The sequence below is a fragment of the Actinoplanes sp. L3-i22 genome, from assembly GCF_019704555.1.
Taxonomy (GTDB): Bacteria; Actinomycetota; Actinomycetes; order Mycobacteriales; family Micromonosporaceae; genus Actinoplanes.
This window is the reverse complement of the sequence record NZ_AP024745.1, coordinates 2,490,663-2,505,123: the sequence shown is the minus strand read 5'-3', so window position 1 is coordinate 2,505,123 and position 14,461 is coordinate 2,490,663. Positions and strand designations below refer to the sequence as shown.

At 64.9% G+C, this 14,461-nt stretch carries 14 protein-coding genes and 1 pseudogene; 3 read left to right on the top strand and 12 right to left on the bottom strand.

Going from position 1 to position 14,461, the window contains the following annotated elements:
• Positions 1-110: 110 nt before the first annotated feature.
• Positions 111-2,330 (top strand): aminotransferase class III-fold pyridoxal phosphate-dependent enzyme, encoded by a 2,220-nt coding sequence (locus tag L3i22_RS11280; RefSeq protein WP_221326909.1) that lies wholly within the window; start codon positions 111-113, stop codon positions 2,328-2,330.
• A complete protein-coding gene (locus L3i22_RS11275; RefSeq protein ID WP_221326908.1) occupies positions 2,331-3,914 on the top strand; it encodes an FGGY-family carbohydrate kinase in 1,584 nt (527 codons plus the stop codon).
• 161 nt (positions 3,915-4,075) lie between these two features.
• On the opposite strand, the gene L3i22_RS11270 is transcribed toward L3i22_RS11275, so the two are convergent.
• From L3i22_RS11270 to L3i22_RS11250, 5 genes are all read right to left on the bottom strand, one after another.
• Entirely contained in the window at positions 4,076-4,402 is a 327-nt protein-coding gene (locus L3i22_RS11270; protein WP_221326907.1) for a hypothetical protein, read from the bottom strand.
• Positions 4,399-4,629, bottom strand: a complete 231-nt coding sequence (locus L3i22_RS11265; protein ID WP_221326906.1) for a hypothetical protein — start codon at positions 4,627-4,629, stop codon at positions 4,399-4,401. The genes L3i22_RS11270 and L3i22_RS11265 overlap by 4 nt, the downstream gene beginning before the upstream one ends.
• 250 nt (positions 4,630-4,879) lie before the next feature.
• The gene (locus L3i22_RS11260; RefSeq protein ID WP_221326905.1) at positions 4,880-5,731 is read right to left on the bottom strand and encodes a helix-turn-helix transcriptional regulator; all 852 of its coding nucleotides are present in this window, start codon (positions 5,729-5,731) and stop codon (positions 4,880-4,882) included.
• Entirely contained in the window at positions 5,712-6,230 is a 519-nt protein-coding gene (locus tag L3i22_RS11255; RefSeq protein WP_221326904.1) for a DUF6879 family protein, read from the bottom strand. Before L3i22_RS11255 ends, L3i22_RS11260 begins: the two co-directional genes overlap by 20 nt.
• On the bottom strand, positions 6,214-6,432 hold the full coding sequence (locus tag L3i22_RS11250) for a hypothetical protein (protein ID WP_052164059.1): 219 nt from the start codon (positions 6,430-6,432) through the stop codon (positions 6,214-6,216). The genes L3i22_RS11255 and L3i22_RS11250 overlap by 17 nt, the downstream gene beginning before the upstream one ends.
• A gap of 382 nt (positions 6,433-6,814) precedes the next feature.
• On the opposite strand from L3i22_RS11250, the gene L3i22_RS11245 reads away from it, so the two are divergent.
• Entirely contained in the window at positions 6,815-7,510 is a 696-nt protein-coding gene (locus tag L3i22_RS11245) for a hypothetical protein (RefSeq protein WP_221326903.1), read from the top strand.
• 146 nt (positions 7,511-7,656) lie between these two features.
• Here L3i22_RS11245 and L3i22_RS11240 read toward each other — a convergent pair whose 3' ends face one another.
• From L3i22_RS11240 to L3i22_RS11210, 7 genes and pseudogenes are all read right to left on the bottom strand, one after another.
• Positions 7,657-9,822 carry a hypothetical protein gene (locus L3i22_RS11240; protein ID WP_221326902.1) on the bottom strand — a complete coding sequence of 722 codons (2,166 nt, stop codon included), beginning with the start codon at positions 9,820-9,822 and terminating at the stop codon, positions 7,657-7,659.
• 277 nt (positions 9,823-10,099) lie between these two features.
• Positions 10,100-10,552 (bottom strand): annotated as a pseudogene (locus tag L3i22_RS11235) (PIN domain-containing protein); the annotation flags it as partial.
• A 108-nt stretch (positions 10,553-10,660) separates the two neighbouring features.
• Positions 10,661-11,110 (bottom strand): helix-turn-helix domain-containing protein, encoded by a 450-nt coding sequence (locus L3i22_RS11230; RefSeq protein ID WP_221326901.1) that lies wholly within the window; start codon positions 11,108-11,110, stop codon positions 10,661-10,663.
• Between the two features lie 57 nt (positions 11,111-11,167).
• Complete coding sequence (locus tag L3i22_RS11225; protein WP_221326900.1) at positions 11,168-11,920, bottom strand: ABC transporter ATP-binding protein; 753 nt, start codon at positions 11,918-11,920, stop codon at positions 11,168-11,170.
• Entirely contained in the window at positions 11,917-12,666 is a 750-nt protein-coding gene (locus L3i22_RS11220) for an ABC transporter permease (RefSeq protein WP_221326899.1), read from the bottom strand. The genes L3i22_RS11225 and L3i22_RS11220 overlap by 4 nt, the downstream gene beginning before the upstream one ends.
• Entirely contained in the window at positions 12,663-13,448 is a 786-nt protein-coding gene (locus L3i22_RS11215; RefSeq protein WP_255658118.1) for a class I SAM-dependent methyltransferase, read from the bottom strand. The genes L3i22_RS11220 and L3i22_RS11215 overlap by 4 nt, the downstream gene beginning before the upstream one ends.
• 5 nt (positions 13,449-13,453) lie before the next feature.
• On the bottom strand, positions 13,454-14,434 hold the full coding sequence (locus L3i22_RS11210) for an ABC transporter substrate-binding protein (RefSeq protein ID WP_221326898.1): 981 nt from the start codon (positions 14,432-14,434) through the stop codon (positions 13,454-13,456).
• Between the last annotated feature and the right edge of the window lie 27 nt (positions 14,435-14,461).

Genomic DNA, 14,461 nt, shown 5'->3' with positions numbered 1-14,461 from the left:
CGGTGATAACGAGCGGGTCGTACATTGCTGGCCGGAGGACCTGGCTTCATACCTGTTACGGAGTGACGATGGTGCCGGTCACACCTGTCGTCCAAGGATCGGAAGCGCTCGTGAAACACCGGATGTCCCGCCAGCACGTGGTCGACATGTGCCGGACGATGCTCGATCGCGGCTACCTGAAGGCGACCGAGGGCAACGTCTCGGTCCGGATCCCGGGTCACGAGCTCTACGCCGTGACGCCGAGCAACTACGACTACGACAAGATGCGCGTCGACGACGTCTGCATCGTCGACTTCCAGGGCAAACACGTGCCGGATCCGGGTGGCGCGGGCGGGCTGGTGCCGTCGATCGAGTGCGGGATGCACGCGAACATCTACCGCGAGCGGCCGGATGTGAATGCGATCGTGCACACCCACCAGCCGTACGCCTCGGCCCTGGCCTTTCTGCGCAAGCCGATCCCGGCGCTGACCGACGAGCAGGTGCGCTTCCTCGGCAAAGAGGTGGCGATCATCGACTACGCGCCGTCCGGGACGACGTTCCTGGCCAAGAACGCGCAGAAGAAGGTGGTGAGCGGGGACAACGCGTTCATCATCGCCAACCACGGGGTGATCGCGGTCGGGACCGATCCGTCCCGCGCGGTGTTCAACATGGCGCTGCTGGAGAAGGTGTCGATCGCCTATCTGATGGCGCTGACCTCGGAGGCCGGGAAGGTCTACACGATCCCGGCGACGATCCGGGAGATCGCGTTCAGCAAGCTGAAGAAGGACCAGAAGCGGATCGCCTCGCAGATCGTGGACGCGGTCGAGCCGGTGCGGGTGCCGGACGAGGAAGAGTTGCCGTCGGTCGCTGTTGCGGACATCTCGGAGGTTTCGGAAAAGTCCGAGCTCGGCTACATGATCAGCGAGTACCTCGACGTGCCGGACACCATGCGGCGACTCAAGGCACTTGTCGCCCAGCCGGTGCGCGGGCTGCGGCACGACGCGCTGCTGGACACCCTGAACTACTTCGAGACCAAGTGCGTGGCCAGCAAGGAGATCACCGAGCGGGCCAAGAAGCTGATCCCCGGCGGGGTCCAGCACAACCTGGCGTTCAACTACCCGTTCCCGCTGGCGATCGACAAGGCCGAGGGCGCGCACCTGACCGACCGGGACGGCAACGTCTACATCGACTTCCTGCAGGCCGGCGGGCCGACGATCCTGGGCAGCAACTACGGCCCGGTGAACGAGCAGGTCGCCGCGGTGATCAAGGAGAGCGGCCCGGTCACCGGCCTGTTCCACGAGTACGAGCTGAAGCTCGCCGAGATCATCAACCAGCACATGCCGCACATCGAGATGTACCGGTCGCTGGGCTCCGGCACCGAGGCCGTGATGGCCGCGGTCCGCGCCGCCCGCGCGCACACCGGCAAGAAGATGGTGATCAAGGTCGGCGGCGCCTATCACGGCTGGTCCGACACCATGGTGTACGGCCTCCGGGTGCCCGGCACGTTCCGGATGAACGCCAAGGGCATCCCGTGGGGCGCCACCGGCCGGACTCGCGAGACGTTCCCGCACGACCTCGGCACGCTCAAGCGCAAGCTGATCGAGAACCGGCTGCGCGGCGGCACCGCGGCGGTCGTGGTCGAGCCGTTCGGCCCGGAGTCCGGGACCCGGCCGGTGCCCAAGGACTACAACGCGGCCGTCCGCAAGCTCTGCGACGAGTTCGGCGCGCTGCTGGTCTTCGACGAGGTGGTGACCGGATTCCGGACCGGGCTGGGCGGCGCGGCCGGCTACTTCGGCGTCACCCCGGACCTGACCGTCTTCGGCAAGGCGGTCTCCGGCGGCTACCCGATGGCCGGCGGGGTCGGCGGCAAGGCCGGCGTGATGAGCGTGTTCGGCTCCGGACTGGACGGCAAGAGCGGCGCGCACATCCAGGTCGGCGGCACGCTCTCGGCGAACCCGCTGTCCTGCGCGGCCGGGTACTTCGCGATCCAGGAGATGGCCCGGACCAACGCGCCGGTGATCGCCGGACGGGCCGGGGACCGGCTGACCCGCGGACTGCAGAAGCTGATCGACAAGTACGGGCTGCCGTACGTCGCGTACAACCAGGGGTCGATCGTGCACCTGGAGTGCAGCGGCGTGATGCTGCTCAGCATGCGCGACCCGATCAAGCTGCTCAAGGAGAACAAGGCGCGCAAGACGCTGATGGAGCAGATGGGCGCGGCGTACGCGGCACACGGCATCATCACGCTCGCCGGGTCCCGGATGTACACCTCGATGGCCGACACCGACGAGGTCATCGACGACGCCCTCGCGCGTTTCGACCAGGTCTTCGCGCTGGTCGAAGGAGTCTAGATGCCGGTCGCTCCGCAGATCCTCGCGATCGACCTGGGCACCTCCGGGATGAAGGCCGCCCTGGTCGCCGCGGACGGGACGGTCACCGGCTGGGCCGAACGGCCGGTGCCGCTGACCGTGCTGCCCGGCGGCGGCGCCGAACAGGACCCGGTCGCCTGGTGGGACGCCCTGGCCGAGGTCGTCGCCGACCTCGGGCGGGACTTCCCCGAGCACGTGCGCGCGGTCACCACCGTCTGCTCGTCCACCCAGGGCGAGGGGACGATCGCGGTGGACGCGCGCGGGGAGCCGTTGACGCAGTGCATCAGCTGGCTCGACATGCGCGGGGCGGGGCATCTGCGGAAGCAGTTCGGCGGGTTTCCGTCGTACGGCGGAATCTCGGTCCTCAAAATCGCCCGGTGGCTCCGGCTGACCGGCGGGATGCCGTCGATGACCGGAAAAGATCCGGCGGCGCACATGCTTCTGGTGCGCGACGAGATGCCTTCGGTCTACGCCAGGACCAAGACGTTCCTGAATGTCCTCGACTGGATCAACCTGAAGCTGACCGGGCGCACGGTCGCGACCGTGGACTCCATTCTCACCTCGTGGGTCACCGACAATCGAAAAGCGACGGATATTCGGTACGCGCCGTCGCTGGTCGCGGCCAGCGGGATCGACGCGGACAAGTTCCCGCCGATCGTGAAATGCACCGAGGTGATCGGCACGCTCGCCCCCAGCGCTGCCGATCACCTCGGCCTACCCACGTCCGTGCAGGTGGTGGCGGGAGCGATCGACAACACCGCGGCGGCGATCGGGGCCGGCACGATCCGGGACAACGAGCCGCATCTGTATCTCGGGACGTCGTCGTGGATCGCGGCGCACGTGCCGGCCAAGAAGACCGACGTGGGCAGCGGCATCGCGTCGATCCCGTGCGCGCTGCCGGACCGGTATCTGATGACCGCGTTGCAGGCGACCGCCGGGGCGAATCTGACCTGGCTGCGGGACAAAATTGTGGAGTACGACGATCCGCTGCTCTCCGCGGGTCATATCAGTCGCGACGAGGGCACCATTTTCGACGCGTTCGACAAAATCATTCCGACCGTTCCGGCGGGGGCGGACGGGGTGCTCTACATGCCGTGGCTCTACGGGGAGCGGGCGCCGGTCGACGATCCGCATCTGCGGGCCGGGTTCCTGAACATCTCGCTGGAGACGTCGCGGTCGGATCTGCTGCGGGCGGTGTTCGAAGGGGTCGCGCTCAACACCCGGTGGATGGCCGGCGCCGTGAACAAGTTCCTCGGGGCGCCGGTGTCGTCGATGGTGATCACGGGTGGGGCGGCCCGGTCGAACTCGTGGTGCCAGATCTTCGCGGATGTGCTGGGGATGGAGATCCGGCGGGACGCGAATCCGGTGGTGGTGAACGCGCGGGGTGCGGGGTGGATCGGGGCGGTCGGCGCGGGGCTGATCGGCTTTTCTGACATTTCGGATTTAGCACGAAATGATGATCGCTTTGTGCCGGGGGCGGATCGGGCGACCTATGACGATATTTACGAGATCTACACCAGCCTGCACAAGCAGCTCGCCCCGATCTACAAAAAGCTGAACCGCTAGTCCGATGCGCGAGGTGTGCGGAACTGCCAGAGGAAGCCCGCCGCCCATGAAAGGCGTGGGTGACGCTTGGCGGGGTTGCTCTGATCCGCGCCCTCCGGCTCGTTCAGGTGGTGCGGAGAGTTGAAGATCAGGCCCCTGCTACCCGCCCGCTCCGATACCCGTCAGCTACGCACACCCGGGGGCAGGATCAGACGGTCCAGGACTCCATGCGTACCCATACACACCGTGCACAACGGAATGGCAGCGTCGTCGTACATCACCGTCGACTCCTCGTACGAATGCGGCGGGTACTGGACCGTCTCGACCACACCTTGACTCTGCAACGAGAAGTGAAAGCAGTTGTGCATCCGGCCGTTCGGGTAGGTCTGGGCTATGACAGGCGTGATCATCGGGATCAGGGTCACCCGGCGTCGTCGCAGAGTCGCCACGTCGGGACACGACTCGGCATGCACGAGAACAGCTGGCGGATACTCACGCTTCTCCGTCATGCCCGGCATCCGTTCGGCAGCGCCGCGCCCGCGTCCCAGGCGGTCACAATCACCTTCACAGCCTCCTCTTGAGTGAACCGGCCGAGTAGGTCGCCGCTGGTGCCGGGACGCCTCACGTAGGGGCTCCATCGATCGCCGACGCTGGCATGGATCCAGCCGATGTAGTCGCCCTCCGGCTCAACCGAATAGCCACCCATGACGCTCACCTTGAGGATGACGCTCGACATGACCTCACGCCTCGTGGTCGGGACGCGGTGCTCCACTCTTCACCTCCTCGCAGGCGAGGCAGGCAAGGCTCGTCCCGCAACCGGGACACCAGCGGTTCTTGGCCTTCAGGCTGAGGACACCGCTGACGAACCCGACGGCCAGCGAGACAACTGCGACTATCAGCACCATGGGTCACACCCGTCATTGGCAACAGGGATTGACGCTAGGTGAGGGAGATCTCCCGGGTCCATGATGTTGCGAATAGTTGCGTCAGCTCAACTCGCCCGCCACACGGGTGATGAGATCCCTCGCCGGCTTCCCGTACAAAGCAACCTGATGCAGGTTCTCGAACATCCGCCCATACAGCTCAATCTCGCTTGGCTGGGTAACCTCGACGCTGGCGGTGGGAATCTCCAAACCGACCAACTGGTCGTCAAAGATCCAGAACCCTGCCGACGGCACGGCTCCGCGTTCAACCATCAGCGGAATCACTCCCAAAGCCACACTGGGAAGTGACATGACGGTCAACAGCCTGTCGAGTTGGTTGGCCTGAGTCTCGGCATCCCCGAACCAGGTTCGCAGTGCTTGCTCTTCCAGGATTACGGCGAACCGCTTACCTCGCTGGTAGAGGACCTTCTGGCGCTCCATCCGGACAGCGACAGCTTCTTCCAGATCATTGGGGACGTCCAGAAAGCGGCTCCAGAACGACAGCATGGCCGCGCAGTAGTCGGGCGTCTGGAAGAGGCCAGGGATCACGTTGTGCTCATAGATGCGGAACAGGCGAGTCTGTTCGTACAGGGTCGGGGCACGGACGCCCAGCAAGCGCTTCATCCCAGCGCGCGCTTGGCGGCGGTACTCCATGTAGGCCGACTCGACCGCCCGCAGCGTTGCGAGAAGATCTGGTGCCTGAGCGTCAGCGCCGCAGGCCCGGCACCAGTCACGAATGTCATCGGAAGTCGGCTGCTGGACGCCGTTCTCCAGCTTGCTCACCCTGGTGTAGTGCTGACCGGTTGCAGCAGCCAGCGCCCGCCCCGAGAGTCCGGCATCTCTGCGGATCTCACGGAGTCGGGCGCCGAGCGCCTGTTGCGCCTGCTTGGCGGAGCTACTTGGGTTCGTAGTCACGATGCGGGATCGCGAGCTTCCACACCGCGTCGAACGCGGATCGGCATAGGTTGACGTCCGCGGGGTCGGTCGAGGTCTCCATACCGGCGTTCAGTCCGTTCCCGGTGTAGAGCAGGAAGACCACGAGCCGGTCGTCGAACAGGTAGAAGTCGTTTCCCGGCAGAGCTAGCGACGACACCTGCGAACGGGGAGTCCACCGGATGTCTTCGCCGGCGTCGACCATCGGGCCGGCAATGCTGAAACTCCATAGTTGGTAGTCGCTCAGCGGCTCAGAGACCACCCGCGCCCGACGGACGCTCTTGCCCGCGGCCACATGGCTCCGCAGAGTGGAACACCAGTCATCAAGCCAGCTCAGATCGTCAGGTTCCTGAGCCGCCCACTTGGCCATGTACGGAATCTCAACTTCGGTTCCGTAGGCGTCACGCGTCTCCAGGTGGTCTGACGACCTCTCGAAGGTACGGAGCAGGCGATCGAACTCCGCCTCATCCAGCGACGCCACGGCCCTCCTCGGTGAAGAACTGGATCATCCTGTCCGGGATCTCGACCACAGACTCTCCCTCCGGAATGTCCATCTCCGCCAGCGCGTCAGGATCAGTCACAACGAAGCCCTGCACCAACCAGCTACCCCGGTCAGTCCGGTAGAGGGTCGGCGAGTTCGTCGGGTTGGAGTTCGGGTCCTTGGCTACAAAGGTTAGGCGCACGGCCAACTCCCTGCCTCGAAGGTTGCGAAGTGTTGCGCGCTCAGCCATCGTGACCGCCCAATTACCCACAGTCAAGAGTCGAAGGTTCTCAATCTATGCCTTCACGCCGACTCCCAAACCGTGGCAGATTGGCGGGTGCTATCACGCGGCGGTCCTCTTGCCCGGCTCTGAGGGGTCATGCCCCCAAGGTGCCCTTGAGACGAGAGGCAGCCACTCATGACTGGTGCCGATAGCCGACTAGGCGATGCGCACGCGGAAGAATGGCCACGCGCCAATCCACTGAATAGTGGATATTTGAGACTTTGGAATGAGAGCACCAATCCCCGATTTTGCCAGCGCTCCGATGTGGAGGCACTACGGTCGCCTTGTATAGACTGGCTCGGTGACAATCGAGAAGCGCACATCTGCTTCCGCTCGATTTCGAGCGGTGCGACTTTTGACAGACGACCTGCGAAAGATTAGCAGCGAGCTGGACGCAGATGAGGTTACTTGGCAAATAGGTGCTTATTCGCCACAGAGCACCTGGTCACGGAAGACTGTATTCACCAAGTCCTCATCGCTGGATGAGCTAATCGAAATTGCCCCCAAGGGGCGAATATACAGCTTTGAGCTTTCGGCCAGGAGCGGCGACCGGCTTTTCAGCCTTGAGGTCCCTGGTCCTAAACGACGCTTCGTTTCGCTGAAATACGAAGGACCCGGCGATGAGCTGCCGGAGTCTTATTGGAACGTTGCGGAATTACTGAAAGGGGCGGAGAAGCGCGGGCAAAAGCGAGACTACGCCGGCGCTGCCGCTGGGCCTGCAATCGCCCTTAGCGTTCCGTTGCTAATACTGGACAAGGTCGCAAGACTTGGGTGGCTCTACACCGAAACACGTCCGGTTCTGGAGGATCGAATCGGACTCGCATTTCTAGGTGCAGTATTTAGCTTTTTCGTGCTTGGCTCGTTCGCGGCAGGATTCTACGTTTTGGGCAACCTCCAGCGGCGTGACGCTGCGGCCGATTATCGATACGGAATCATTAATCAAGCGCCTCCTTGGAGGAGTTGTCAATTCCGCACGGTGGATATGGACCGCACATAGGGACGATGATCTAAACAAGCAGATTATGTTACTGGCGACTGTAATCGCCGCTGTCTGCGGAGCGGGAAGTCTTATAGTCTCTCTTCTTAAGTAGTAGTGTGGCGATGCTAAAGCCTGCCTTATATTCAGCACCCGAAACCCGCTGCTTAAACAAGCCTTGCGCCACCATAAACAGGAGCGGCAGGTCGCAGAATAGGGCCATCGCAGACCATCATTTCAAGTCCTGCCTCAAGGCAAAGAGTTTCGACAGCGCTGCGAGTTGCATCCGGAATGGGTTGGATACATCCGATGAGATGGAGGTCAACGCCAAGCCGTCGGCTGACTTCTATGTCACGGGAAATCTGCCCGTCATTGAATTCAGAAGCTTTAGTTTTTACTTCACCGGAAAGCATCCGCGAATCCAGCACGCCGAAGACATCGACTTCGTTTTTCCCGCCATCTCTGAATACAACGTTTAGGCCAGGTATTAAAAATCCTCTTTCCGCGGTGCCGCATATTGCGGCTTCCACTAGGAGGTGAGGAATCACACCTTGATCGGCCGCGCGATCGACCAAAGCATTGAGTCGATACTGAACTGCGAGAGTGTCTCCGGACGACGCGACTGTATACGTATTTTCAGTGCCACACCCGGGGCATCTGGCCATGTCCGTAGTCGCCAACAACGGCACAAAAGAGCGAACACCGCATAGGCTGCAATTGACTTCGAACCCTCGCTCGGCCCATCCAATCGAGCAAAGCGACTCCAAAGCCCGCTGTCCCGAGTCCCCGATCTCCGACGCTACCTGACTGGCCGTGCGATAGCGCCGCTCCGATCGCCCGCCCCAAGAGGCTGCGATTTCGATCAAACGACCCTCAGGAACCTCTACTCCCCCGGCCCTTTTTAGCTCACGAAGAAGCTCCTTCGATCGAGGAGTCGTAAGCGAGATTATGGCTTCATAAACGCCAGCCTGGAGAAGCTTCGTCAAATCCAAGCCGCGCCTAAGAGCTTCTCCAATTCGGCCTTTATCCGACAACTCCTGGCCGCCCACAACGTCGCCAAGCGCCGCATACGTCGCCTCTTCCAGCGTAGGAATTCCGAGCGTCAGACGATATTCCTTTCGGAGTTGGACGTTTATCTCCACTCCGTCGCGTACCCATCTGGCATCATCGCGAATAAGTCGAGCAGTTGAGGCTCGTCGTGGCAGGCGCGAAAGCGGCCCTCCACTCAGCCTCAACAAGCCGTGCGCAATCTCAGATTCGAACGAAACTGGATTCCGAAAAGTCACCGGGCTTAGTTGTCCACGGAACAGATGGACATCGGCGTCTACTCCCACGCCATACTGCCGATCTTCCGCAAACAAGAAACGAATATCACCACCCATTTTGTAGGTGTATGGAGGCACTCTTGTCCGAGCTGGAAAGGTCAGGCCGACCTTGATCTTATCGCTCTCAGATCGGGTGAGTCCGAGTACAGCAGCAGCCTCATGAACGTCTGCCTCAGCGAGGCTAGAGCTAATAAATAGCACGTCAGGCGCAAAAGCCCCCGACCGCGCAAAGGCTGCTTGGACCAATTGATCGATATTCAGCCAATTTGGCAGATCACCCGCCGGCAGGATGGCCATCGGCCAGTCCAGAAGACCTAAAGGAATCAGGGCTCGGAGATTCCAAAAGTAAATGCAATCTGTGAATGACTTGCCATCGGTGAGGACAATTACCATTGGACGTTCGCCGATGAAATTGGACCCAGCCTGCGACACTGCAAACTGGCTCGCTGTCTGCCCTATCAGGGTTTGACCACGGAGTTGTGCCCGCGCCAACTGATCAGGCTGCGGTATCTGAACTACGTTGGAGCCACCGATTTTGATCAGAGAGTCGTAATGTTGAGGAGTCAATGCTCCGACCGCTGCGGCCGCCCATAGTTGCCCCTCGCTCGGCGGCGCAACAAAGAGCGGGCCAAGATCCGGATGCATCACCGGCGCGAAGTGCGTTGGATGGCCAGTCATGCTGGTCGGCTCCCGCTCATCAATGTGAGCGATGTCCACAATCGGAAGGCCAAACGTCGCGCCGACCTTAGATGCTTTCTCTGGTGAAACGTCCACATTCACAAGGGCCTGGACGTCAGATAGTTCCAGGACTTCTGTCCACCACTTCGCAAGTGAACCGTCATCGTCTACGGGCAAGATGGGCTCGGTTAGACCGCCCCAACGGGTGCTGGCCTCCTGAACCGCCCTCAAGAAGCCTGATGAGCTGTCTGGGCGTACCAAGTAGGCCGCGCGGGCAGGAACCACGGTTGCGGTCACCAGTGTCGGACCAAGGTACTTACCAGTCGTCACGGAAACAGCATTCCACGCTGTAGGCGTATCACCCCATCAGCGGCTGGGAGGGCGGCGCTTCGGCCAGCTTGGTCAGGCGAGCCGTTACCCGCTTAGTTACCCATGATCGGCATCATTGGCAATGAGGCATCGTGATCTTGAATGAGACGACCACCGCCACCACGGGCTTCCTCCCTGGTCAGGATGATGATCGGTGAACAACGATGATCGACAGCGCCCGACAGGTCTCCTACTCCGACGGTCGCAGGTTCGAATCGCGCTGGGCGCGCACTGTCGATCAATCGGGATCGCGTTCGGTCAAGAGGGTCTGTAGCCGCTGGGCGAGCGCCGGTACGCCGGCTTTGGCGAGCAGGTTGGTCAGGTCGAGCGGGGTCATCGGCGGATGGCGCTTCTCGCCGGCCAATCGGACAACGGAGTCGAGGACCTCGTCCGGCCAAGCATCGAGCAAGCCGCACGGGTAGTTGTCCGGCGTGCAGACCCGCACTCCATGGGATGCCAGTTCGTCAGCGGGGAAGTCGGCGAGATTCCAGGTCACGATCGCTGCGGCGCGACCGGCGATGGCGGCGGCCATGTGGACCCGGTCGTCAGGATCTTTGCCAGGCATCCGCTCGACCAGGTCAGCGTAGGCGGGCTCAGGAACCTCGCTGTCGGCGAAATACTCACGGATCGCGGCCGTGATCGCTGCGGCGGAGGCTGCGGATCGCCGTTCCTCCCGAACGATGACCCGTTCCCACTCCGCAAGCCTGCGCCCAAAAGCACCTCATGCACGCTGTTCTCGGTCAGGGCCAGCATGAGGTCCATGAATGACCGAGAACGGCCATCGGGAGCGCCGCTGCGGTCAGTAGGGAAGGTCCGCGGATTGAACCGCGTCCGCGACGAGTCGACGGCCCGCCCGCCGACGTTCTCGGCGCACCTTGAACTCCAGCACATCCTCCAGACGCACTACCCGATGCCTGCTCTCGGGCAGACGCTCCGACGGGATCTCTCCGGCGTCCAGCAACCTGGCCACGAACGGCCGGGACAACCCGAGCAACTCCCCGGCTTCGGCCGGGGTCAGACGAACCTCGGTAGCAAGCACGGTGACGCCGTGGCCTTGCGATAGCTGCCCGGCAGAAGCGATCAGCACGGCAACCAAGGACTCCGGCAGGGCAATCTCCTGCCCGTCGGGCAACCGAAGGGTCGCCTGGGAGATCCCGGCCGTCGCATGACTGATCGCGGCCGCACGCTCACGATCATCCAAGGTCGGCTCGATGTGAGTCGCCTCGCCCAAAACGCTCGAACGCGGCATCGCGGCCTCCCCGGATCAACGATATCTGAAACAACTGTAACCCAGGACGAGCCTGGGTCAGTCCCTGAGGAGCAGGTCGTGCAGCTCCGCGACGCACTCGGCGACCTGGGCGACGTGCGCGTTGTGGCCGAACGACCGTGGCCGCGGGATGTTCACCTCGAGCACTGCCCGAATCCGGCCGGGCATGGCGCTGAGCACCACCACCCGATCGGCGAGCAGCACTGCCTCGGCGATCGAGTGCGTGACGAAGACCGTGGTGGCCGGCGCGGCCAGGTGCATCTCCTGCAACTGCGTCGCCAGCTCCTCCCGGGTCAGCGCGTCCAACGCCGAGAACGGCTCGTCCATCAGCAGCACCCGGGGCCGCTGGATCAGGGCCCGGCACAGGGCGACCCGCTGCTGCATGCCGCCGGAGAGCTCGTACGGATGCCGCTGGTGAAACCCGGCGAGGCCGACCGCGTCCAGCAGCTCCACGGCCCGCGCCCGGTACTCGGCGCGCGGCAACCCGTGGATCTCCGCCGGGAGCAGCACGTTGCCCAGCGCGGTGCGCCACGGCAGCAGCGCCGGCAGCTGATGCATCAGCGCCACGTCCCGGCGCGGCCGGCCGACCGGGGTCCCGTCGATCGTCACCGCCCCGCCGGTCGGCGCGAGCAGCCCGGCGATCAGGCGCAACAGGGTCGACTTGCCGCACCCGGAGCGGCCGATCACCGCGACGAACTGGCCCTCGGCGATGTCCAGGTCGATGTCCCGCAGGGCCACCACGTCGCCGTCGCGGGCGGCGAACGACCGCGACACCCGGTCCAGCCGGATCATCCGCTGATCGCCCGGGCCCACGGCACCAGCAGCCGCTCCAGCGCCACCACCAGGTAGAACAGGACGGTGCTGAGCAGCGCCAGCAGCACGATCGCGGCGAAGGCGAGCGGCGTGTCGAACGACATGCCGGACAGCACGATCACCGCGCCGAGCCCGCCGCCCGGCTGGCTGATCTCCGCGACCACCGCGCCGATCACCGCGAGCGAGACGGCCACCTTCAGGCCGGTGAACATCTGCGGCAGGGCCCACGGCAGGCGGATCTTGACGTACGTCTGCCAGCCCGGCGCGGACAGCGACCGGCCCAGTTCGGCCAGCTCGGCCGGGGTCGAGGTGAGCCCGGCCATGGTCGCCACCACGATCGGGAACACGCAGATCAGCAGCACCAGCACGATCTTCGGCTGGTTCCCGAAGCCCAGCCACACCACAAGAAGAGGGGCAACTGCCACTTTCGGTACGGAGTTGAGCGCCACCAGCACCGGCAGCGTGGCCCGTTCGAGCGTGCGCGAGGCGGTCAGGGTCACCGCCACCAGCAGGCCGGCCAGCACCGCCAGCGCGAAGCCGGCGACGGTCACGGCCAGCGTGGCGCCGGCCTCCCGCAGCAGGTACGCCGGCTGGGCGCGGAACGCGGCGACGATGTCCGGCGGGGCCGGCAGGAACAGCGGCCGGATGCCGAACACCGCGGTCGCGCCCCACCAGAGCGCGACCGCCCCGAACGTGCCGAGCACCGGCGGCCACCAGCGGCTCACCGGCGCCCGGCCGTGGAGTAGGTGAAGTGCCCGCGGATGACCAGCCGCGGATCATTGGCCAGCCGGGTCAGCTCGGCGAGCTCGTCCGCGCTGAGCCCGGCGGCCAGGAACTCCGTCCGCAGCTGCTCGATGTTCGCCGCGATGAGCAGCGCGCCGGCGTGGCCGCCGGACCAGGCCGAGGCGCGGATCTCGGTGCTCACCCCGATGAGCCCGGCGGCCAGCATCGCGCCGTGCACCGAACTCCCCCACGCCGGGTCGCCGCCGTTGCCCGGCAGCACCTGCCCGACCAGGATGTCGTGGTACCGCTCGACCAGGGCGGCGGCCGCCGGGTCCGGCGCGGCCAGCACCAGGCCGCGGTAGGCCGACACCCACTCCTCGATCAGCAGCGTCCCGCCCGGAGCGAGCGCCGCGGCCAGCCGGGCGAGGATGTCGGCGCGGGCCGGCAGGTGCGACAGCACCAGGCGGGCGTGGATCAGGTCCCACGGCTGGTCCGGGATCGGCTCGGTGCTCAGGTCGTGCCGCAGCACCGCGTATCCGCCACCGCGCAGGTGGCGCGGGTTGATGTCGGTGGCCAGCACCGACCCCGCCGGCCCGGCGCGGTCGGCGAGCCAGCCCGCGATGCTGCCGCCGCCGGCGCCCACCTCCAGGCACCGCGCGCCGGTGAGGTCGCCGAGCTCGGACAGCCGCTCGACGGTGAACCGGTCCAGCACCTCGGCGAGCAGCCAGTGCCGGCCCGCCGCGATCGGGTCGTCGTTGTCGAAGGAGTACCGCGCCGCCACCATGCCGGTCAGCTCGCCGGGGCCAGCGCGAAGTCGACGATCGAGTCCGGGGTCAGGCCCGGTGGGATCAGCGCGTTCTTCTCCAGGGTGGCGATCTCGGCGGCGACCCGGTCCCGGTCGATCACGCCGGACGGCTTCACGTACGGCGCCATCAGGGTGATCTCGCCGACCGCGGCGGCCACGTCGGCGGCCGGCTGCGCCTTCTTCATGATCTGCGCGGCCTCCTCCGGGTGCTCCAGGGAGTACTGCAGGCCCTTGAGCGCGGCGTCCCGGAACCGGCGGGCCAGGTCCGGCTGATCCCGGGTGATCGCGAGCGGCGCGATGATGCCGTTGCCGAACAGCTCCGGCAGGTACTGCGAGTAGGGCAGCACCACGGTCGGCTTCCCACCGGCCGCCTTCGACAGGCCCTTCGCGCCGATCAGGAACGTGCTCAGCGCGTTGACCCGGTTGCTGGCCAGCAGCGCGGGCAGCTGGGCCGGTGGCGCGTTGACCCACTTCACCTTGGCCGGGTCGACGCCGGCGAGCTTCGCGTACGCCGGGAAGAGCAGTTGATTGACCGAGCCGGTCGCGGCGCCGAGCTGCTTGCCCTCCAGGTCCTTGGGCTTGGTGACGCCGTAGCCCTCCAGCGACACGATCGACACCAGGGTCTGCTGGTGGATCGCGGCGATCGCGCGGACGTCCCGATACTGCCCCTTGCCGGCCAGGATCCAGGTGCCGGTCAGGTCGAGGTTGGCGAACTGGGCCCGGCCGGCGGCCAGCACCTTCAGGTTCTCGCCGGTCGCGGCGCCGAGCTGGATCGTGACGTCGATCCCGGCGTCCCGGAAGTAGCCCTTCTCCTGGGCCACCCAGGCGAAGGCGTCCCGGCCGACCGCGCCGAAGGCGGTCAGGTAGGTGACCTTGTCGGTCTGCTTCTGATCATCTGTGTCGTCGTTACCGCACCCGGCCAGCAGCAGGATGACAGCCAGCATCGCACCCGTGAAACGCCTCATCGCACGGTCCCCCGCGTAGGCGAAAAT